The sequence below is a fragment of the Pseudomonas sp. ACN5 genome, assembly GCF_002303975.1.
Classification (GTDB): Bacteria; Pseudomonadota; Gammaproteobacteria; order Pseudomonadales; family Pseudomonadaceae; genus Aquipseudomonas; species Aquipseudomonas laurylsulfatiphila.
This window is the reverse complement of sequence record NZ_MRCP01000013.1, coordinates 167,188-186,306: the sequence shown is the minus strand read 5'-3', so window position 1 is coordinate 186,306 and position 19,119 is coordinate 167,188. Positions and strand designations below refer to the sequence as shown.

The window sequence follows — 19,119 nt, the reverse complement described above, 5'->3', positions numbered from 1 at the left end:
TTACGAGTGGGGGCAGTGGCGCAGCAAACCCTGCGCGCGCTTGTCGTCGGCCGACGCAAGGCGCCGGCCGGCAAAGGTCATTTCAGGGTGATGGTGGTGTTCACCGCGCCGCCGGTGTCGTCCTCGTCGAACCAGCGCTGGGTGATCGTCTTGGTCTGGGTGTAGAAGGTCACCACTTGCTTGCCGTAAGGACCCAGGTCGCCCAGCTTGGAGGCGCGGGAACCGGAGAAGGAGAACAGCGGGACCGGTACCGGGATTGGCACGTTGATGCCGACCTGACCGACGTCGATCTCTTCCTGGAAGTGCCGCGCGGCAGCGCCGGAGCGGGTGAACAGGGCAGTGCCGTTGCCGTTCGGGTTGGCATTGATGATCTCGATCGCCTCGTCCAGGTTGGCGGCGTGCATGACGCACAGCACCGGGCCGAAGATCTCTTCGCGGTACACGGACATCTGCGCGGTGACGCCGGAGAAAATGGTCGGGCCGACGAAGTTGCCATCCTGGTAGCCCGGCACGCTCGGGTTGCGCCCATCCAGTTCGAGCCGGGCGCCTTCTTCGATGCCGCTGGCGATCAGACCGTTGACGCGCTCCAGGGCGGCGCAGGAAATCACCGGGCCGATGTCGGTGCCCGGCTCGGTGCCGCCATTGATCTTGAGGGTCTTGGTTCGTTCGATCAGGTCCGGCAGCCAGGTCTGCGCTTCACCCACCAGGATCACCACTGGCAGCGCCATGCAGCGCTGGCCGGCAGCACCGAAGGAGGCGCCCAGCAGGTTGTTCAGGGTCTGTTGTTTGTTGGCATCAGGCAGGACGATGGCATGGTTTTTCGCGCCCATCATGCACTGCGCGCGCTTGCCGTTCTGGGTGGCGCGGTTGTAGACGTGGGTGCCGACCTTGGTCGAGCCGACGAAGGACACGGCCTTGATGTCCGGGTGGTCGCAGATCAGGTTCACCGCGTCGACGCCACCGTGGATGACGTTCAGCACACCTTTTGGCACACCGGCCTCCAGCGCCAGTTCCACCAGGCGCATGGTGACCAGCGGATCCTGCTCGGATGGCTTGAGGACGAAGGTGTTGCCGGTGGCAATGGCCATCGGGAACATCCACAGCGGGATCATCGCCGGGAAGTTGAACGGGGTGATACCGGCGCACACGCCCAGCGGCTGCAGCAGGGTGTAGGTGTCGACGCCGTTGGCCACGTTGTTGGCCAATTCGCCCATCTGCAAATTGCCGATGCTGGCGGCGTGTTCGACCACTTCCAGGCCGCGGAACACGTCACCTTCGGCATCCGGCAGGGTTTTGCCTTGCTCGGCGGTGAGCAGGGCGGCCAGTTCCTTGATGTTCTCGCGGATCAACTGCTGGTACTTGAGGAAGACACGGGCACGGGCACCGATCGGGGTCTTGCGCCAGGTCTTGAAGGCTTGCTTTGCGCTGGCCACGGCGGCGTTCATTTCCTCGGCGGTGGCGAAGGGCACTCGGGCCAGGATTTCCTGGGTGGCCGGGTTGACCACGTCGCGCCACTGGGTGCTGCGCGATTCGACGAACTCGCCGTTGATGAGAAGCTTGACGCTGGGAACGATGGAAGAGGTCATTTACGGGTCCTGCCTGCTTTTGTTAGGGCGAATGAGTCCCCTCGGCGTGGTTGGCCGAGTGGTCGGGTCTGGATTCGGGAGAGGGGCCGGCATGCCGGCCCCAGGGGTCAGCCTTTGAGTTGCGGGAAGTCTTCTTCGAAGTATTCCTGCGGGCCACGTGCGTCGCCCTGGCGACGCTGCACTTCCATTTGCCGCAGTTCCACCCGGCGGATTTTTCCGGAGATGGTCTTGGGCAGCTCGCTGACAAATTCGATGCGCCGTACCCGCTTGTAGGGCGCCAGGTGCTCGCGGGCGAACGCGAGGATGCTGCCGGCCAGTTCGTGACTGCCCTGTGCGTCATGGGCCAGGATCAGATAGGCCTTGGGCACTGCCAGGCGCACCGGGTCGGGGCTTGGCACCACGGCCACTTCCATCACCGCCGGGTGCTCGATCAGCGCGCTTTCCAGCTCGAAGGGGCTGATGCGGTAGTCGGAGGCCTTGAACACATCATCGGCACGGCCGACGAAGGTGATGTAGCCCTCGTCGTCGATCTGTGCGGTGTCACCAGTGCGGTAGTAGCCGTCGCGCATCACTTCGGCGGTCTTTTCCGGGCTGTCCTCGTAGCACAGCATCAGGCCAAGCGGGCGTACGTCCAGCGGCAGGGCCACTTCGCCTTCGTTACCCGGCACGCCATCGGGATCGAGCATGGTCACCCGGTAGCCCGGCAACGGACGGCCCATGGAGCCCGGCTTGAGCCGCTGGCCAGGCGTGTTGCCGACCAGTGCGGTGGTTTCCGACTGGCCGAAGCCGTCGCGCAGCAACAGGCCCCAGGCATGCAGGATCTGCTCGATGATCTCCGGGTTGAGCGGCTCACCGGCGCCCACCAGTTCGCGCAGGCGCAGGCGAGTCTTGTAACTGGCCAGGTCTTCCTGGATCAGCATGCGCCACACGGTAGGTGGCGCGCACAGGCTGGTGACGCCATAGCGCTCGAGCACGCCGAGCAGGGCTGGCGCGCTGAAGCGAGCAGTGTTGTGGATGAAGATGCAGGCACCGGCATTCCAGGGTGCAAAGAGGCAGCTCCAGGCGTGCTTGGCCCAGCCCGGGGACGAAATGTTCAGGTGCAGGTCGCCCGGCTGCAGGCCAATCCAGTACATGGTCGAGAGGTGGCCGACCGGGTAACTCTGGTGACTGTGCAACACCATCTTCGGCTTGGAGGTGGTGCCGGAGGTGAAGTACAGCAGCATCGGGTCGGTGGCCAGCGTGCGACCTTCTGATTCGAACTGCTCGGAATGCTCGCTGGCGGCGCTGTGCGGGGTCCAGCCGGCGGGGGACGGGCCGACGCAGATGCGGCTGCAGTCTTCACCCAGTCCGTCGAACTTGTCGACATGGGCGCTACCGACCACCAGGTGGCGAACATGGCCACGCTCGATGCGGTCGCGCAGGTCATCGGGGGTCAGCAGCGCGGTAGCGGGAATGACCACGGCGCCGATTTTGAAGGCGGCCAGCATGGTTTCCCACAGGGCGACATCGTTACCGAGCATCAGCAGGATGCGTTCGCCGCGGCGCACGCCCAGGGTACGCAGGTGATTGGCCACCTGGTTGGAGCGCGCTGCCAGTTGCTGGAAGCTGTAGCGTTGTTCGCTGCCGTCCTCTTCGACGATCCACAGGGCGTTGGCCTGGTTGCCTTCGGCCATGGCATCGAAGTAATCCAGCGCCCAGTTGAATTCGTTCAGCTGCGGCCAGCGGAAGTCACGTACGGCGGTGGCGTAGTCGGTACGGTGGGCCAGCAGGAAATCACGAGCGTCCAGGAAGGGTTGGCAGTGGTTGTTCATTGGAGGCTCCCGAGACGCGCGCGGTTACCTGAAAGTGGGGAGACGACGGCAAGCATGGATAGCTTCACGGTGGGTGCCCTATTTATTTTTATTGGGACTGACCGGGTTCATGGCCAGGTGGTTGAATCGAGTATAGGCAGGCATAAATCAAATAAGAATGCTCAAAAAATCCCGTATGTTGTGCAAAAAAGCATGGGTCTGCTGCATCGTTGAATCGACAAGGCGGGCGCTGCCCGCACCGTCAAGCGATGCAGGCCGCGCACGCCTTGTGCGGGGATTTACCAGAGCGCCAGGGTATAGCTGAGGATCAGGCGGTTTTCGTTGAGGTCGTTACCGAAGTGGGCGGTGCGCACCGTAGCGTTGCGCCACTTGAGGCCGAGGTTTTTCAGCGGGCCGCTCTGGAGCACGTAGCCGATGTCGGTGTCGCGCTCCCATTCGTGGCCGTCGGGTTTGCCGACGCCCAGGTCGATGCTGTCGCCGGACAAGTAGCGGGTCATGAAGGTCAGGCCGGGAACGCCGAGGGCCGCGAAGTTGTAGTCGTAGCGCGCCTGCCAGGAACGCTCGTCCTTGTTGGCGAAATCGTTGATTTGCACAAAGTTGACCAGGAAGGCGTCGGTGCCATTGACGTAGGCAAAGCCGGTGTCGCCGCTCATGCGTTGGTAACCGAGACCGAAGGCATGGCCGCCGAGGGCATAGGTGAACATGGCGCCGAAGGCATTGTTGTCGATGTTGCTGTGGCCATCGTCGGTGGAGCGGGCGTAGCGCAGGTCGCTCTTGAGCGTCTGGCCCGCGCCAAGCGGCAGGACGTGGACCAGACTGAACTGGTGTTGGTGATAGAAGTCGTCCAGGCCGCCGTAGTTGTAGCCTGTGTTCAGCCGCTCGTTCCACTGGTAGGCCAGGCCGGCGAAATTGAAGGCGTCGCTGCGGGCCTGGCCACCGACAATGCCCTTGGCGCCGGTGGTGGTGATGGACATTTTCTCGTAGTCCGAGGAGTCGCGCTGGTTGACCCGATCCACGCGCCCCGCGTCGACGCTCAGGCCTTTGATCTCCTGAACATTCAACTGGCCACCGCGGAATGTTTGCGGCAACAGGCGCGAATCATTGGCCAGCAGCACCGGCAACTTCGGGGCCAGGGTGCCGAGCTTGAGCACGCTGTTGGACGCTTTGAACTTGGCCGTCAGGCCCAGTTCGCCATACTCGTCCTTGGCGCGCCTGGGCGGCTGGCTGTCGCGCTTGAGCAGGCCGGTGCCAGCGCGATCGGGGCTGGAATCGAGCTTGACGCCGAGCTGGCCGAGGGCATCGATACCGACGCCGATCATGCCGTCGGTATAACCGGATTCGTAGCGCAGCAGGAATCCCTGGGCCCATTCTTCTTGCTTGGACTGGGTGGCATTAGCCTGGCGGAAGTCGCGGTTGAAGTAGAAGTTACGCATCTCCAGCCTGGCCGTGCTGTCTTCCAGGAAGTCGGCATGAGCCTGTGCAGCGAGGCCGCTGCCGGCCAGGAACAGGGTGAGGGTGGTGGGTTTCATTGGATGCCTTTTGTTGTTTTTGTTGTCGACGAGCCGCTCCCGCGCCACTTGGAGTGGCGAGGGAAGGGCGCTATTGGGGGTGTCCTGCGCCGAGCGGCGCAGGGCGGGTGTAAAAAAGCGCGAAGCAAAGGAGCGGACTCGCGCTCGGGGCGAAAGCCCCGGAAAATCAGCGTCAGTGACTGCTGGCCATGGCCGCTCCAAGGCCGGTCTGGGCACGGACGAACTGGTCGGCATAGGCAGCGCGTTCGCGGTCGGCGCGTTCGCTGCGGTCAAGCCTGGAGGCGACCACTATGACGAGGAAGGCCAGTGGCATGGAGAACAGCGCTGGCTGGTCGTAAGGGAAGAGCGCCTGGGCATGCCCCAGTACGCCGACCCACACCGACGGCGAGCCGATCACCAGGGCCAGGGCGCTGACCAGGCCGGTCAGTCCGCCGTAGAGGGCGCCGCGGGTGGTCAGGCCGCCCCAGTACATGGCCATGATCAGTACCGGGAAATTCGCCGAGGCGGCGATACCGAACGTCAGGCCGACCAGGAAGGCGATGTTCTGGCCTTCGAACAGAATGCCGAGGGAAATCGCCACGATGCCCAGGCAAACGGTGGCGATGCGTGACACGCGCATTTCCTGTTTCTCGTCGGCGCAGCCCTTCTTCAACACCGAGGCGTAAAGGTCATGGGAGATGGCCGAGGCACCGGCCAGGGCCAGGCCGGCCACCACCGCGAGAATGGTGGCGAACGCCACGGCAGAGAGGAAGCCGAGAAACAGGTTGCCACCCACCGCCTTCGCCAGGTGCATGGCTACCATGTTGCCGCCGCCGATCATGGCCCCGCCGAGCTTGCCATCGACGTAGTACTGCGGATCCGTGCCGACGATGACGATGGCGGTATAGCCCAGGACGCAGACCACCAGGAAGAAGAAACCGATGAACACCGTGGCGAACAACACCGATTTACGCGCCTCCTTGGCATTGGGCACCGTGAAGAAGCGCATCAGGATGTGCGGCAGGCCGGCAATGCCGAAGACCAGGCCGAGGGATAAGGACACTGCGTTGATCGGGTCGGCCAGCAAGGTGCCCGGGCCCATGATCTGTATACCGCTGGCATGCACCGCCACAGCCTGGGCGGCCAGCGTCTCGAAGCTGAAGTCGAAGCGACTCAGGGCCATCAGCACCAGGGTGGTGCCGCCCGCCAGCAGCAGGACCGCCTTGGTGATCTGTACCCATGTGGTGGCGAGCATGCCGCCGAAGATCACATAGACCAGCATCAACAGTCCGACCACCACCACCGCCGTGCGGTAGTCGAGACCGAACAGCAGCTTGATCAGTTGGCCGGCACCGACCATCTGTACCACCAGATAGCAGCACACCACGGTCAGCGATCCGAGGGCGGCGAAACTGCGCACGCGGGTTTGATCGAGTCGGTAGGAGACGATGTCGGCGAAGGTGTAGCGGCCCAGATTGCGCAAGCGCTCGGCCATCAGGAAGGTGACGATCGGCCAGCCGACAAAGAAGCCGATGATGTAGACGAAACCGTCGTAGCCCTTGGCGAAGACCAGGCTCGACAGGCCCAGCAGCGTGGCGGCCGACATGTAGTCACCGGCGATTGCCAGGCCATTCTGAAAGCCGGTGATACCGCCGCCTGCGCTGTAGAAATCGGCGGCGGAGCGGGTGCGCCGTGCCGCCCACCAGGTGATCAGCAGGGTGGCGAGGACGAAGACGAAAAACATGCCGATGGCGTGCAGGTTGAGCGGTTGCTTCTGCGCAATGATGGGGTCGGCATGGGCCAGCACAGGGCTGAGGGCGAGCAGGGCGGACAGGCGTTTCATGCGCGGGACTCCTGGAGGATCTGCGAGCTGAGCACGTCGAAGCGGGTGTTGGCGCTGTGCACGTACCAGGCGGTGAGTAGCCAGGACAACAGGATGATCGTCACGCCGATTGGCATGCCGAGGCTGAGGTGACTGCCGTCATACAGCGGCAGGTGCAGCCAGGCGGGAGCGAAAGCCACCACCATGATGAAGCTGTAATAGATCGCCAGGACCGCGCCGCTCAGTGTCCAGGCCAGCAGCGCACGCTGGCGCGCGAGGCGCTGGAACTTGGGGTTGGCCCTGACCCGTGCACAGGTCTGGGTGTGGTTCGGATGGTCAGTCGTCATGGTGAGGCTCCGCTTTTTCTAGTTGTTTTTGTTGTTCGGCCTTTTGAGGGGCGTACGGGTACCCGGGCAGCGACCCGATGCGGGACGCCACCTGAATGCTGATGTGCTGGAGTTATTGCCGCCTGGACGATCTTGCGAAGGAGAGTGGGCGGTGCAGGAGGGCGGCCCTGATCGGCTGCGAGGCGAGCAGAGGATCGGGCCAATGGCAGGCGAGAACCGTGGTCGCGATTGCGCTGTTGCGCAGCTGTTTGTGTCCGGCGTGCAGGCCGGCGTTTATCCATGCGCTCATGCTGTCAGCCCTCGTTATTTATTATTGGGGAGGGGACTTTCCTGGCCGGAAAACGACGCTGGCCAAGTTGGGTGAGATGCGAGTATATAAGGGCATATTTCCCATATGTATTGGCAGAAAAGCTCGATGGATATGCAAAAACGCACAACGCAGCCGCCGCTGAACTGGGACGACTTGCGTTTCTTCCTCGAAGTTGCCCGTGCTCGCACCGCCAGCGGTGCGGCTCGACGCCTGGGAGTGGACTACACCACCGTGTCGCGGCGCATCCGTGCCCTGGAGCAGTGCCTGGGCGCCCTGCTGTTTGAGAAATCGCGAACCTCAGGTTTCGTCCTGACCGTGGAAGGGCAGCGTCTGGTCAGCCACGCCGAAAGCCTGGAAAGTACGCTGCTGGTGGCTTGCGAACAGGTTTTCGGCACCACAGGGGGGCTCTCCGGGCATCTGCGCATTGGTTGCACGGAAGCCTTCGGAACCTGTTTCATCACGGCGCAGATGAGCCATTTCCTCGAGCACTACCCGAATATCTCAGCGGACATTTTGCCGGTCCCGCACTTCATCAACCTGTCACGGCGCGAGGCGGATATCGCCATCACCCTGGAGCGGCCCGAACGCGGTCCATACGTGTGCTCGCGACTGTGCGATTACCGCCTGCGCCTGTATGCGACGCCGGAGTACCTGGCCAATCATCCGTTGATCGGTTGTCGTGAAGACCTGTCCGGCCACCCGTTCGTGACCTACGTCGAAGACCTGGCCTTCAGCTTCAAGCTGCTCTACCTGAACGACCTGATGCCTGGCGCCAACTGCCGCCTGCGCAGCACCAGCGTGGTGGCCCATTACCATGCAGCCCTGGAAGGGCGGGCGCTGGCCATCCTGCCTTGCTTCCTCGCCGGCCCCGATCCCCGCCTGTGCGAAGTGCTGCCGGGGGAAGTGGAAGTCACGCGACAGTTCTGGATGTATTACAGCGAGGACTTGCGCAAGCTCAAGCGGGTCACCCTGGTAGCCGACTATCTGCGCGCTTGTGCGCAGCTGAATCGTCCGTTGTTGATGGGGGAGTCCCATACGATGCTCTACTTGCCGTCGCCCTGAGGGAATGGGAGGTGCAGCCTTGCAGGAACTGCCGCAGGCTGCGATCTTTTGATCTTGCTTTTAAACAATCAAAAGATCGCAGCCTCGTTGCACTCGACAGCTCCTGCAAGAGAATGGCGCTGACCAATGGCATGGGGGTGCCTGCCGTCATCACTGGCTTGAGCGAACGGCCCCTCCGTCAATCAACAGGTTCTGCCCGGTCAGGTAGCCTGCATGGCTGCTGCAGACGAAGGCGCACAGCGCACCGAACTCCTCGGGTGAGCCGAAGCGTCCGGCAGGGATTTCGCGACGGCATTCGTCAAGGAATGCCTCACTGTCTTGCCCCATTTCGTGGGCAGCGGCGACCAGGTTGTCGCGCAGTCGATCGGTGTCGAACGAGCCCGGTTGCAGGTTGTTGATCGTCACATTGCGGCTGGCAATGTTTTCTTGCCGGGCCAGCCCCGCAATGAACCCCGTCAGGCCACTGCGCGCGCCGTTGGACAGGCCCAGGCTTTCGATCGGGGACTTCACGGCGCTCGAGGTGATGTTGATGATCCGGCCAAATCCGCGTGCCGCCATGCCGTCTACCGTTGCCTTGATCAGCTCGATAGGGGTCAGCATGTTGGCATCCAGCGCCTTGAGCCAGGCGTCGCGATTCCATTCGCGGAAATCCCCGGGAGGAGGGCCGCCGGCGTTGTTGATCAGGATATCGAAATGCTCATGGGCCATGAGCGCTGCCGCCCGACCCTCGGGCGTGGAAATGTCTCCGGCCACGGCGATGACCGTCACTTCAGGATTTATCGCCCTCAGCTGACGGGCTGTTTCATTCAGCGTGTCTTCGCCCCGTGCGGTGATTACCAGGTTCACGCCTTCGGTGACGAGTGCCTGTGCGCAGGCTTTACCCAAGCCTTTGCTGGCGGCGCAGACCAGCGCCCAACGTCCTGCAATTCCAAGATTCATGCGTGATCCACCGCTGCAGAGAGGTTTGCCGATCGGGCACCGATGCCCATGAAGCGCCGTACCCTCTCACCTTCAGCTTCGCAGCGAATGGTCTCAGGTGCGGCATCGAGTTGAACATTGCCGTTCTCCATGAAAATCACCCGATCGGAAATCGACATGGCAAAGTCCATTTCGTGGGTCACGATCAGCATGGTCATGCCTTCCCTGGCCAGGTCGCGGATCACGTTGAGCACGTCGTTGACCAGTTCCGGATCGAGGGCCGAGGTCGGCTCGTCGAACAGCATGATCTGCGGCTCCATGGCCAGGGCCCGGGCGATCGCCACGCGCTGTTGCTGGCCGCCGGAGAGCTGGTGCGGGTACTTGTGGGCATGGGCCAGCAGGCCGACCTTGTCCAGCAGCGCATAGGCACGATGCTCGCTCAATTCGCCCGGCTGGCCGTGGTACCGCGGTGCCAGGGTGATGTTGTCGAGAATGGTGCGGTGCGGGAACAGGTTGAAGTTCTGGAACACCATGCCGATGTGCCGCACGCCTTTGCGCAGGCGCGAGCTGTTGGGTTTGTCCGAGGCTTCGATGAAGGTTTCGCCGAACAACTTGATGTCGCCGGTATCGATGCTTTCCAGGCCGTTGACCGTGCGGATCAGCGACGTCTTGCCGGAGCCGGATGGTCCGATGATCGAGACCACCTGGCCGTAATCGACACTCAGGTCGATACCCAGCAGCACCTTGTGGGTGCCATAGCTCTTCTGGATGTTGTTCAGTTGCAGGATCGGCGTTGTGTTGTTGCCTGCGGCTTTGCGCGCAATGTCGGGCAAGGCTTCGGCGCTGGCCTTGAACCTGGCGATGGTGGCCGCGTCGAGTGTGTGCGGCTTGCGGAAGTTCAGGTCCAGGTAGCGCTCCAGGCGCTGCAGGAAATAGCCGAATACAGTGACGATCAACACGTAGTAGACGCCCACCGCCGCCAGGGTTTCCATGACCAGGAAGTTGGTGGCATAGAGGCGTTGGCCGACCGTGAGGATTTCGGTCAGGGAGATGACCGAGACCAGCGAAGTCAGCTTGACCACTGTGATGTATTCATTGATCAGGGTGGGCAGCGAAATACGGAACGCCTGGGGGATCACGATCAGGCGTTGCATGCCGAGCACGCCGACCCCCAGCGCGCGCCCGGCTTCCTTCTGGCCCTTGGCCACGGAAATCAGACCGCCACGATGGATCTCCGCCATGTACGCCGCTTCAGTGACCACCAGGGCCAGCAGGCCTGCGTAGAAGGGGTTGGACAGAATCGGTCCGCTACCGGGAAACAACTGCGGCAGGTTGTAGACGAACACCACCAGCACCAGCAACGGGATGCTGCGGAAAAACCAGATGTAGACCGCTGCGGGAATGCGCAGCAAGGGCGATTGGGACAGCTTGGCGGTGGCCAGGACAAAACCCAGCAGCATGCCGATGAACCAGGCCAGGGCACTGAGCTGGATGACCGTGACGCAGGCATTCCAGAAGTCCGGCAGGGAGAACAGGGAGAAGAAATACGACCAATCGAATTGCATGGGACACCTCGATCTGCCGCCCCCGCGCAGGGACGGCAGATAACCAGACTACAAGGGCAGGTTCTTAGTTGGCGGTCGGTTCTTCCAGGCCATACTTCTTGAGGATTGCTGCGTATTCTCCGCTCTTTTTCGTCTCCTCGAAGGCCTTTTGCACGGCCTGGTAGGTTTCGTCGTTACCTTTCTTGACGAAGATGCCCAGGGTTTGCTGATAGATCGGATGCTCGGTGGTGATCACGACCCGGCCATTGGTCTTTTCCGCGATCATCTTGGCGGCGCCGGCGATTTCAACCTGGGCCTGGATGTTCCTGGACAGCAGGGCCTGGGTCACTTCGGGCGCCGAAGGGTATTCGCTGACGGTGATGGCGCCCTTGTTGTTCGGCACGCAGTATTCGTCGGACAGCTTCCTGAATTCCTTGACCCAGGTCGTGCCCTGTTCCAGGCCCAGCTTCAGGCCGCACAGGTCTTCAGGTTTTTTCGCGTTGATCTCGCTGCCCTGGGGCACCATGACCGCGGCACCGGTGTTGGCATACGCAATGGTCTGGGCCTGGGTCTGGCGCTCCGGCGTGATGTACATGCCGGAAATGATCGCGTCGTACTTGCCGGAGTTCAGGCCCAGGATCAGGCTCGGGAACTTGGTGTCGACGAACTCGACCTTGGCGTTCATGTGCTTGGCCAGTGCCGTTGCCAGTTCGGGGTCCGAACCCACCACATTCTTGTCCTTGTCATAGGATTCGAAAGGAGGGTAGGTGATCTCCATGCCGACCTTGAACGATTCTGCCGCGGCCATGCTCGCCGTGGCTGCGAACATGCCGGCTGCCAATACAGCCAGGCTCAAGAGGTTCATTTTATTGTTTTTCATTATTTACTGACTCCGGCGTAGGTAGGGGTTAGCTGAAAACTTCAATCAGGACGGTTGCGCCTGATTTTTCAAATGTCCGAAACTGGCGGGCTTGCGTGCCTTGCCTGGCAGTTGAACTTCCCCGTTGGCCACCCTCTGGCGCAGATACTGATAGGTCTGCAGCGCCTGGCCATACATGTGTTCGCCGATCGTGATCTGTTCATAGTCGTTGCCGGCCTGGGCGAACCCGGGCAGCGGTTTGATCTGGGTGTGGTAGTCACAGGCATAAAACAGCGGGAAGGAATAACGCTCCTCCTTCACGCTGCGTACCCGGTGCGCAGTGGCAACGAATGCGCCTGCCGTCATCACCTCCAGCATGTCGCCGATGTTGACCACGAAGGCATCGGCAATCGGTGGTGCATCGATCCATTGGCCAAGATTGTTCATCACCTCAAGGCCTGGTTTATCGGCCAGGAGGATGGTGAAGCACTCGTAATCAGTATGGGCGCCAAGACCCGGTGCGTCATGGGCGGCACCGTCGAACGGGTAGTGGATCAGGCGCAGCTTGGACGGCGGACGGGTGACCAGGCTGTCGAAATAGTTTTCTTCCAGGCCCAGGGTCAGGGCGAAGCCGCCGAACAGGCGCCGACCCAGGGCGAAGATCGCTTCATAGTAGGCCTGCACCGAGGCCTTGAAGCCTGCCAGCTGCGGCCAGTCGTTGGGCCCCAGCAATGGGGTATTGGCCAGTACCAGCGGATCATCGGCCGGGACTTCGAAACCGACGTCGAAGGCTTCCTTGTGGTCCGGCTTGCCCTTGGAGTAGACCTCTTCGCCTTCGGGCACAAAACCCTTGTGGGTCTGCGAGGTGCCGATGTAGTGGCGCATCTTGGTGTCGAGGGGCTGGTCGAAAAAGTCCTTGGCCGCCTTGCGCAGGTTGGCGATCAGTTGCGGGTCGATACCGTGGTTGGTGATATAGAGAAACCCGACTTCGCTGGCGGCGCGCCCCAGTTGTTCGGCCACGGCCAGGCGGTGTTCCAGTTCAAAGCTGAACAGACCGGCGATGTTGATCACCGGGATGCTGTTGAAGTTGGCTTTGAGTGTGTCAGTGCTGGCGCTGTTGTTTTTATTGTCAGGCATGACGCATCGGCTCCCTAAGGATGGCTTGAGTGGTGGAAACGCTCGAAGTGTTTGCGCTCGGTCTGGCCCATCCACACGTTCAACGACCACAGGTCGGCGACCGGGACATTGGTGAAGGGCAGGTGATGCAGGTAGCCGTCGGCACCGAATTCCGGGGTCAGGGTGCTGACCTGGTAACCGCGGGCCTGCTGCGAGCGCCAGATGCTTTCCCAGTGCTGCTGATGGAAAGCCAGTTCTTTTGCATATTCGGGCGCCGCCGGGTGCGGAACCTGCGGCCCCTGGTCATAACCGACCCGGGCCTGGATATGGTGAACCCGTTCGATGAACGCGCTCAGGTCGTCGGCCGGATCGTTCAACAGGCGCTCGCAGGTCACGACCCAATGGCTGATGTCACTGGTGAACAGCAGATCGGGCAGTTGCCGGATCAACTCCAGGGTCACCCAGGGGTTGAACAGCGAACGCGAGCGATGGGTTTCGAAACTGCAGACCTGACCGTGCTTGCGCGCCAGCTCCAGCGCCTGGCCAAAAAACTCCACCTGTTGCGCCAGGGACCAACGATCGTTGCCCGCCAACACGTTGACGAAGCGCGGGGAGAGTTCAGCGGCCCAGGCGAGCTTCTGGTCGAGGTCATTGATGTGGACGGCAGGCGTTGCCGACTGATCCGGCAGCACGTCGTAGGCGCTGAAGACGGTGCTGATATAGCCCAGGCGGTTGGTCCGGAGAAAGGCGCCAAACTCAGCCCGTTCGCGGGCGTCCAGGGGCAGGCGCGCTTCCATGCCATCAAAGCCCGCTTGCAGCAACTCCTCGAGCGCCTGAGCCTTGCTGGCGGTGTAACCCCACAGCGTACGGAAAATTTCCAGCTTCATCGGTGATCCTCAAAAATCCCAGGGCCTACTGCAAAAGCACTTCGACGGCACCAGGCGGCCAAGCGATCAATGGTCGGTGGCGGCAGAGGACTTCGAAACCGGATCCCTGCGTAACCTGATGCCACTGAGCGATGCCGAGGCTGGTTCGCTGTGGAGCCGATGTTAGGCACAGGCTGCGCAGCGAAAGAATCTGAAAGTTCAAATGAATACTTCAGACTTTCATTAACCAATAGCTGGCTAATTATCACGCTTGCCAGGAGGGATTTTGTGGGGGAGTGCGTGTCTACGCTGGGTGTTGACGAGGGGTGCCTTTACTACGACATCATTTTGAAGACTGCCAAGCGACATCGGGCCGCGAGGCGATTTGAACTTGAAAGGTTTATGACGAACGACAAACCCGGCAGCGGACGAATCAGATTGGCAAACCTGGCACCGCGAATCATGCCGGCAGAACCCGGTATGAACACTTCAATATTGGCAATGCCGGTGGTGTGATGTGTGCGAACAGGCGCGGCGATTTTTTGCAGCCGCGGGGGTTGACCTTAAAGTGAGGTTTAAGGTGAGCATGCACGGACCTGCATGACTGTCGGACCCCGGATGATGTTGAAAACCTTTATTTCCTGTGCGTTGGTATTGATAGGCGGTGCATTCATGACTTTTGCAAATGCCGGGCCGGCCCCTTCCACGGTTGTTGCGCAAGATCGCCAGATACTGGTGATCATGACCAACCACGCCAGCTATCCCTCACGGACCGATAGCACGGGTTTGTGGCTGACCGAGCTGACGCATTTCACCGATGTGGTGGAAGCGGCCGGCTACACGACAGTATTTGCCAGCCCCAGGGGCGGCGCTGTGCCTCTGGACGAGCGTAGCCTCGGCTGGCTTTACATGGACAAGGCTGCCCGTGAGCATTTGCAGTCCCCTGCCTTTCGCGCTCGCCTGCAGAACACGATACCCATCGCCGATGTCGATCCGTCCCGGTTCAGCGTCATCTACTTCACGGGAGGCCACGGTGTCATGTGGGATTTCCCCAATAACCCCGACCTGCGGCGTGTCGCCGAAACCATCTACAACCAGGGCGGCATCGTATCGGCGGTCTGCCATGGTGTCGCGGGACTCCTGGATCTGAAGGATGAACAAGGCCAGTTGATCATCAAGGGCAGAAACATCACCGGGTTCTCTGACCGCGAAGAACTGTTGTCGGGCATGAAGAGCCAGGTGCCCTTCTTCCTTGAGGACAGGTTGGAGAGCCAGGGTGCGCGTTACCGCAAGGGCTGGCTGCCGTTCACGTCATTTGCCATCACCGATGGGCGGCTGGTGACCGGCCAGAACCCTCAATCGCCGAAGGCCGTGGCTGAAGCCGTGATGGCCGTGCTCGCCGCCGGCAACGTAGCTCGCTGATCCATCAAGTACACCCCATCACCTGGAGAAAGACCGATTGAAACTCGCAAGCGCCGTTTTAACAGGATTACTGTTCAACACTTTTGCCAACGCTGCGTTGGCGGGGACGCCTGAGATGCCCAGCCCGACCGACACAAGCACCATCGATATCGCAGGCCACCAGGTGCCCGTCGTCAAGGGCGGCCTGTACGACCGTTTTCGCTCCAACCCTCCGTTGTCGGTGATTGCAGCAGAAGTACCGGGCGTTGATCTGAGCTGGTTCAAGGGATTGGAGAAAAATAAGGTCGACATTGGCTTTGAGTCGTACTCGCCAAACTTTTACTACCAGAACAGTCGCGTAACGGCTGTTTATACGGCGGACCTGGATCGGCTCCGGGCACTGATGCCGCCCGAAGTACTGGCCACCGTGCAGCCGCTGCAAGTCTGGCCAGGTCGCGGCTTGATCGCGTTCACCGCGTACACCTATGAGCACTGCGATAACGATGCCTACAACGAGGTTGCCGTATCGATCATCACCAACAAACCTGGCAAAGCCAATCTGGGTCCGTTCACGCTGATTGGCCAGTCGATGTCTGGAGATTTCTGGGGTTATGTGCTCAAGCTGCCGGTGAATACCGAGCTGGCGAGGGTGCGTGGTGTCGTCGGTTACAACCTGCCGAAATGGCTGACCGGCATTGACCGCAAAGAGGATGCGCAATCGGTGGTGTATGAGATTACCGACAGCCAGACCGGCAAACCGGACGTGTCCTTCAAAGCGAAGAAGCTCGACGACCTGTCCCGCGATGTCGATATCGTCACCAGCAGTTTCACCAATCTCGATCACCAGGGCCAACTGGCCTATGGGTACGCTGTTTCCCGTCAGCTCAGCCATGGCTCCAGCCGGGACGCGGATTCGGCCACCCTCACGCTGGGCGACGGCAGTCTGTCGAACTACCTCCGCACCCTGAAGCTGGGGAAAATGATGAAGTACGAATATGTACCTGAGTTCCAGAGCGCGCTCTATGCGCCAAAACCACTTGCCACCCTGGTTGGCGAGCGCTGAAACCTGTTGCGCCTGTCAGGCCTCGGAAGCCTGACGGGCTGTTTTTTTCCTGGAAGACGCTGCATCACGGCGGCCTGAAGTGGCTGTCACGCCCTCATCGCGCAGACGATGCAACAGCAATTGCGCATTGTCCGCACACGCCATGCCCTCGGGTTTACCCTCGATGCCCTTGATGACCAGCAGAAGTTGCGCCTTGTTCTGGGCCAACCGCTGCTGGAGGACTTCGATTTCCTCAACCTTTTGCTTGAGGCCACTGAGCAACTCTTCGTGCTGCCAACCACTCGCATTCATCGGCATCAATTGGCGGATTTCTTCCAATGAAAATCCCGCCGCCTGCGCGCCAGTGATGATCTCCAGAACCCACTGGGTGTCAGGCGCATAATCGCGATAGCCATTGGCTTTACGCTCGACCGATTTGATCAGGCCGCTCGCTTCGTAGAAGCGGATGCGTGAAGGCGCCAACCCGCTGATTTTCGCCAGTTCGCCTATTCTCATATTCCACCTCGAAAAATCCATTGACCTTAAAGTTGACTTTAAACCTAAAGTCTTCGGGCGGCCAAGCGGCTTGGGTGCAATGGGTGGCTCAGCCGTCATGGAGCTCTGGGGGAGGGGGGGCAAACGGAAGCCGATCCTGAAACACGCCCTCTGAACCGCCTATTGGATGGGCTGCACTTTGTTCATTCAGGGCCTTGATCGAAACAGGATTCGGTTCAGGCCTTCACTTCATTCAGGAGATGCGAACATGGGGTATGTCACTACGCGAGACGGTGTCGAGATCTTTTACAAAGACTGGGGGCCGCGCGATGCCCAGGTCATCTTTTTCCATCATGGATGGCCACTGAGCGCGGACGATTGGGACGCGCAAATGCTCTTTTTCCTGGCCAACGGCTACCGGGTTGTTGCACACGACCGACGTGGTCACGGGCGCTCCAGTCAGGTCTGGGACGGACACGACATGGATCACTATGCTGACGACGTCGCGGCCGTGGTTGATCACCTCGGCGTACAAGGCGCAGTCCATGTCGGCCACTCCACCGGCGGGGGTGAAGTCGTTCACTACATCGCGCGCCACGGCGAAGACCGAGTGTCGAAGGCCGCCATCATCAGTGCCGTCCCACCGCTGATGGTCCAGACCCCGAGTAATCCTGGCGGCCTGCCCAAGTCAGTTTTCGACGACTTGCAGGCACAACTGAAGGCCAGCCGCGCACAGTTCTACCACGACGTTCCAGCGGGACCTTTTTACGGTTACAACCGCCCAGGTGCAAAATCGTCTGAGGGCATCATCTGGAACTGGTGGCGGCAAGGCATGATGGGTTGTGCAAAGGCACACTATGACGGGATCGTGGCTTTTTCTCAGACCGACTTCACCGAAGATTTGAAGAGCATCAAGATCCCCGTTCTGGTGATGCATGGTGATGATGACCAGATCGTGCCTTATGAAAATTCCGGGGTTCTGTCAGCAAAACTTCTGCAAAACAGTACGCTGAAAATCTACCCGGGCTTCCCGCATGGAATGCCTACAACCAACGCCGATACGATTAACGCCGATCTGCTGGCATTCGTGCGGAGCTAAACAATGGAGGGCGGGTAAACATCCCGCCCTTACCCTCTTCAAGGCCTGCAATTCACAAGTTCGGCATGTGCTGCGGGCAAGATTGAAGGCTTAGTCAACCATTACCTCGTCCAGTGCCTGCTCGAGGGTGCTGACCGTGCGCTCGATATTGTGCAGCTTTTCGAGTCCGAACAGGCCGATGCGGAAGGTCTGGAAGTCGGCCGGCTCGTCGCATTGCAACGGCACGCCGGCGGCGATCTGCAGGCCGTGGTTGGCAAATTTCTTGCCGCTCTTGATGTCGGCATCATCGGTGTAGCTCACCACTACGCCAGGGGCCTGAAAGCCGGCTGCAGCCACGCTTTTGAAACCTTTGCCGGTCAACATTGCGCGCACCCGATCGCCCAGCGCCTGTTGTTCGCCGCGGACCTTGTCGAAACCGTAGGCTTGCGTCTCTTTCATCACCTCGTTAAATCGCGCGAGGGAATCGCTGGGCATGGTCGCATGGTAGGCATGTCCGCCCTGTTCGTAGGCCTGCATGATCTGAAGCCACTTTTTCAGGTCGCAGGCGAAGCTGCTGCTTTGCGTCTGTTCGATGCGCTCGAGGGCCAGGGAACTGAACATCACCAGGGCGCAGCAAGGGGAGGCGCTCCAGCCTTTCTGCGGTGCGCTGATCAGCAGGTCGACTGCGCATTTGTGCATATCAACCCAAATGGTGCCTGAGGCGATGCAGTCCAGCACGAACAGGCCACCCACCGCATGCACGGCGTCGCCGACGGCCCGCAGGTACTCGTCGGGCAGGATAATCCCTGATGAGGTTTCAACGTGGGGGGCGAAGACAATCTGCGGCCTCGAAGCCGCAATGGCTGCCAGCACTTCGTCCAGAGGGGGTGGGGCGTAGGCAGCCTGGCGAGCAGTGTCGACCGGTCGGGCTTTGAGCACCGTGGTGGCCGCCGGGATGTTGCCCATCTCAAGGATCTGGCTCCAGCGATAACTGAACCAGCCGTTGCGTATCACCAGGCATTGCTGGTCGGTGGCGAACTGTCGCGCCACCGCTTCCATGCCGAATGTACCGCTGCCCGGGACCACCGCAACAGCCTGGGCGTTGTAGACCTGTTTCAGGGTCCTGGAAATGTTCTTCATCACACCTTGAAATGACTGCGACATGTGGTTGAGCGAGCGGTCGGTGTAGACCACTGAATACTCGACCAGCCCCTCGGGATCGATACTGGGATAGAGCTTTGACATAAGGTGACTCCTTTGGCAGAGATCTCAGTGGTATCGACCCTGCCCTAAGCCTTGGCAAATGACAAGATTGCCCGGGTTTGAATGGCGACTTCTGTCGAGCGGTTGGCAT

At 60.9% G+C, this 19,119-nt stretch carries 16 protein-coding genes; 4 read left to right on the top strand and 12 right to left on the bottom strand.

The window, feature by feature from the left end; genetic code table 11:
• Positions 1 to 77: 77 nt before the first annotated feature.
• The 5 genes from BSF40_RS23160 to BSF40_RS23140 all read right to left on the bottom strand — a co-directional run bounded on the left by BSF40_RS23160 (position 78) and on the right by BSF40_RS23140 (position 7,074).
• Positions 78 to 1,586 (bottom strand): CoA-acylating methylmalonate-semialdehyde dehydrogenase, encoded by a 1,509-nt coding sequence (locus tag BSF40_RS23160; RefSeq protein WP_095966916.1) that lies wholly within the window; start codon positions 1,584 to 1,586, stop codon positions 78 to 80.
• Between the two features lie 107 nt (positions 1,587 to 1,693).
• Positions 1,694 to 3,397 carry an AMP-binding protein gene (locus tag BSF40_RS23155; protein ID WP_095966915.1) on the bottom strand — a complete coding sequence of 568 codons (1,704 nt, stop codon included), beginning with the start codon at positions 3,395 to 3,397 and terminating at the stop codon, positions 1,694 to 1,696.
• 278 nt (positions 3,398 to 3,675) lie between these two features.
• Complete coding sequence (locus BSF40_RS23150; protein WP_095966914.1) at positions 3,676 to 4,926, bottom strand: OprD family porin; 1,251 nt, start codon at positions 4,924 to 4,926, stop codon at positions 3,676 to 3,678.
• Positions 4,927 to 5,098: 172 nt separating this feature from the next.
• Positions 5,099 to 6,748 (bottom strand): cation acetate symporter, encoded by a 1,650-nt coding sequence (locus BSF40_RS23145; RefSeq protein ID WP_095966913.1) that lies wholly within the window; start codon positions 6,746 to 6,748, stop codon positions 5,099 to 5,101.
• On the bottom strand, positions 6,745 to 7,074 hold the full coding sequence (locus BSF40_RS23140) for a DUF485 domain-containing protein (RefSeq protein WP_095966912.1): 330 nt from the start codon (positions 7,072 to 7,074) through the stop codon (positions 6,745 to 6,747). The genes BSF40_RS23145 and BSF40_RS23140 overlap by 4 nt, the downstream gene beginning before the upstream one ends.
• A gap of 394 nt (positions 7,075 to 7,468) precedes the next feature.
• Here BSF40_RS23140 and BSF40_RS23135 point away from each other — a divergent pair, with 394 nt between their 5' ends.
• Positions 7,469 to 8,446 (top strand): LysR family transcriptional regulator, encoded by a 978-nt coding sequence (locus BSF40_RS23135; protein ID WP_015094778.1) that lies wholly within the window; start codon positions 7,469 to 7,471, stop codon positions 8,444 to 8,446.
• Between the two features lie 150 nt (positions 8,447 to 8,596).
• Here the strand turns inward: BSF40_RS23135 and BSF40_RS23130 are convergent, their stop codons facing one another.
• From BSF40_RS23130 to BSF40_RS23110, 5 genes are all read right to left on the bottom strand, one after another.
• Positions 8,597 to 9,385: an SDR family oxidoreductase gene (locus BSF40_RS23130; protein ID WP_095966911.1), complete on the bottom strand. Its 789-nt coding sequence runs from the start codon at positions 9,383 to 9,385 to the stop codon at positions 8,597 to 8,599.
• Positions 9,382 to 10,929 carry an amino acid ABC transporter permease/ATP-binding protein gene (locus tag BSF40_RS23125; protein WP_095966910.1) on the bottom strand — a complete coding sequence of 516 codons (1,548 nt, stop codon included), beginning with the start codon at positions 10,927 to 10,929 and terminating at the stop codon, positions 9,382 to 9,384. Before BSF40_RS23125 ends, BSF40_RS23130 begins: the two co-directional genes overlap by 4 nt.
• Before the next feature lie 64 nt (positions 10,930 to 10,993).
• The gene (locus BSF40_RS23120) at positions 10,994 to 11,788 is read right to left on the bottom strand and encodes an ABC transporter substrate-binding protein (protein WP_095966909.1); all 795 of its coding nucleotides are present in this window, start codon (positions 11,786 to 11,788) and stop codon (positions 10,994 to 10,996) included.
• Between the two features lie 45 nt (positions 11,789 to 11,833).
• Positions 11,834 to 12,904 carry an isopenicillin N synthase family oxygenase gene (locus BSF40_RS23115; RefSeq protein ID WP_095966908.1) on the bottom strand — a complete coding sequence of 357 codons (1,071 nt, stop codon included), beginning with the start codon at positions 12,902 to 12,904 and terminating at the stop codon, positions 11,834 to 11,836.
• Positions 12,905 to 12,918: 14 nt separating this feature from the next.
• Positions 12,919 to 13,770 carry a sugar phosphate isomerase/epimerase gene (locus tag BSF40_RS23110; RefSeq protein ID WP_095966907.1) on the bottom strand — a complete coding sequence of 284 codons (852 nt, stop codon included), beginning with the start codon at positions 13,768 to 13,770 and terminating at the stop codon, positions 12,919 to 12,921.
• A gap of 597 nt (positions 13,771 to 14,367) precedes the next feature.
• Here BSF40_RS23110 and BSF40_RS23100 point away from each other — a divergent pair.
• The gene (locus BSF40_RS23100) at positions 14,368 to 15,171 is read left to right on the top strand and encodes a type 1 glutamine amidotransferase domain-containing protein (RefSeq protein ID WP_095966906.1); all 804 of its coding nucleotides are present in this window, start codon (positions 14,368 to 14,370) and stop codon (positions 15,169 to 15,171) included.
• 115 nt (positions 15,172 to 15,286) lie between these two features.
• Positions 15,287 to 16,213: an acetoacetate decarboxylase (ADC) gene (locus BSF40_RS23095; RefSeq protein WP_256589578.1), complete on the top strand. Its 927-nt coding sequence runs from the start codon at positions 15,287 to 15,289 to the stop codon at positions 16,211 to 16,213.
• Between the two features lie 15 nt (positions 16,214 to 16,228).
• On the opposite strand, the gene BSF40_RS23090 is transcribed toward BSF40_RS23095, so the two are convergent.
• Positions 16,229 to 16,708 (bottom strand): MerR family transcriptional regulator, encoded by a 480-nt coding sequence (locus BSF40_RS23090; protein WP_095966904.1) that lies wholly within the window; start codon positions 16,706 to 16,708, stop codon positions 16,229 to 16,231.
• 247 nt (positions 16,709 to 16,955) lie between these two features.
• On the opposite strand from BSF40_RS23090, the gene BSF40_RS23085 reads away from it, so the two are divergent.
• A complete protein-coding gene (locus BSF40_RS23085) occupies positions 16,956 to 17,786 on the top strand; it encodes an alpha/beta fold hydrolase (RefSeq protein ID WP_095966903.1) in 831 nt (276 codons plus the stop codon).
• A 90-nt stretch (positions 17,787 to 17,876) separates the two neighbouring features.
• On the opposite strand, the gene BSF40_RS23080 is transcribed toward BSF40_RS23085, so the two are convergent.
• The gene (locus tag BSF40_RS23080) at positions 17,877 to 19,010 is read right to left on the bottom strand and encodes an aminotransferase class V-fold PLP-dependent enzyme (RefSeq protein WP_095966902.1); all 1,134 of its coding nucleotides are present in this window, start codon (positions 19,008 to 19,010) and stop codon (positions 17,877 to 17,879) included.
• Positions 19,011 to 19,119: the final 109 nt, after the last annotated feature.

Excerpts from the sequence above, each read along its gene's own strand:
- BSF40_RS23150 (WP_095966914.1), bottom strand. The coding sequence starts at position 4,926 with ATGAAACCCACCACCCTCACCCTGTTCCTGGCCGGCAGCGGCCTCGCT.
- BSF40_RS23090 (WP_095966904.1), bottom strand. The coding sequence starts at position 16,708 with ATGAGAATAGGCGAACTGGCGAAAATCAGCGGGTTGGCGCCTTCACGC.
- BSF40_RS23085 (WP_095966903.1), top strand. The coding sequence starts at position 16,956 with ATGGGGTATGTCACTACGCGAGACGGTGTCGAGATCTTTTACAAAGAC.
- BSF40_RS23135 (WP_015094778.1), top strand. The coding sequence starts at position 7,469 with ATGTATTGGCAGAAAAGCTCGATGGATATGCAAAAACGCACAACGCAG.
- BSF40_RS23160 (WP_095966916.1), bottom strand. The coding sequence starts at position 1,586 with ATGACCTCTTCCATCGTTCCCAGCGTCAAGCTTCTCATCAACGGCGAG.
- BSF40_RS23125 (WP_095966910.1), bottom strand. The coding sequence starts at position 10,929 with ATGCAATTCGATTGGTCGTATTTCTTCTCCCTGTTCTCCCTGCCGGAC.
- BSF40_RS23155 (WP_095966915.1), bottom strand. The coding sequence starts at position 3,397 with ATGAACAACCACTGCCAACCCTTCCTGGACGCTCGTGATTTCCTGCTG.
- BSF40_RS23100 (WP_095966906.1), top strand. The coding sequence starts at position 14,368 with ATGATGTTGAAAACCTTTATTTCCTGTGCGTTGGTATTGATAGGCGGT.
- BSF40_RS23115 (WP_095966908.1), bottom strand. The coding sequence starts at position 12,904 with ATGCCTGACAATAAAAACAACAGCGCCAGCACTGACACACTCAAAGCC.
- BSF40_RS23080 (WP_095966902.1), bottom strand. The coding sequence starts at position 19,010 with ATGTCAAAGCTCTATCCCAGTATCGATCCCGAGGGGCTGGTCGAGTAT.
- BSF40_RS23120 (WP_095966909.1), bottom strand. The coding sequence starts at position 11,788 with ATGAAAAACAATAAAATGAACCTCTTGAGCCTGGCTGTATTGGCAGCC.
- BSF40_RS23130 (WP_095966911.1), bottom strand. The coding sequence starts at position 9,385 with ATGAATCTTGGAATTGCAGGACGTTGGGCGCTGGTCTGCGCCGCCAGC.
- BSF40_RS23110 (WP_095966907.1), bottom strand. The coding sequence starts at position 13,770 with ATGAAGCTGGAAATTTTCCGTACGCTGTGGGGTTACACCGCCAGCAAG.
- BSF40_RS23145 (WP_095966913.1), bottom strand. The coding sequence starts at position 6,748 with ATGAAACGCCTGTCCGCCCTGCTCGCCCTCAGCCCTGTGCTGGCCCAT.
- BSF40_RS23140 (WP_095966912.1), bottom strand. The coding sequence starts at position 7,074 with ATGACGACTGACCATCCGAACCACACCCAGACCTGTGCACGGGTCAGG.
- BSF40_RS23095 (WP_256589578.1), top strand. The coding sequence starts at position 15,287 with ATGCCCAGCCCGACCGACACAAGCACCATCGATATCGCAGGCCACCAG.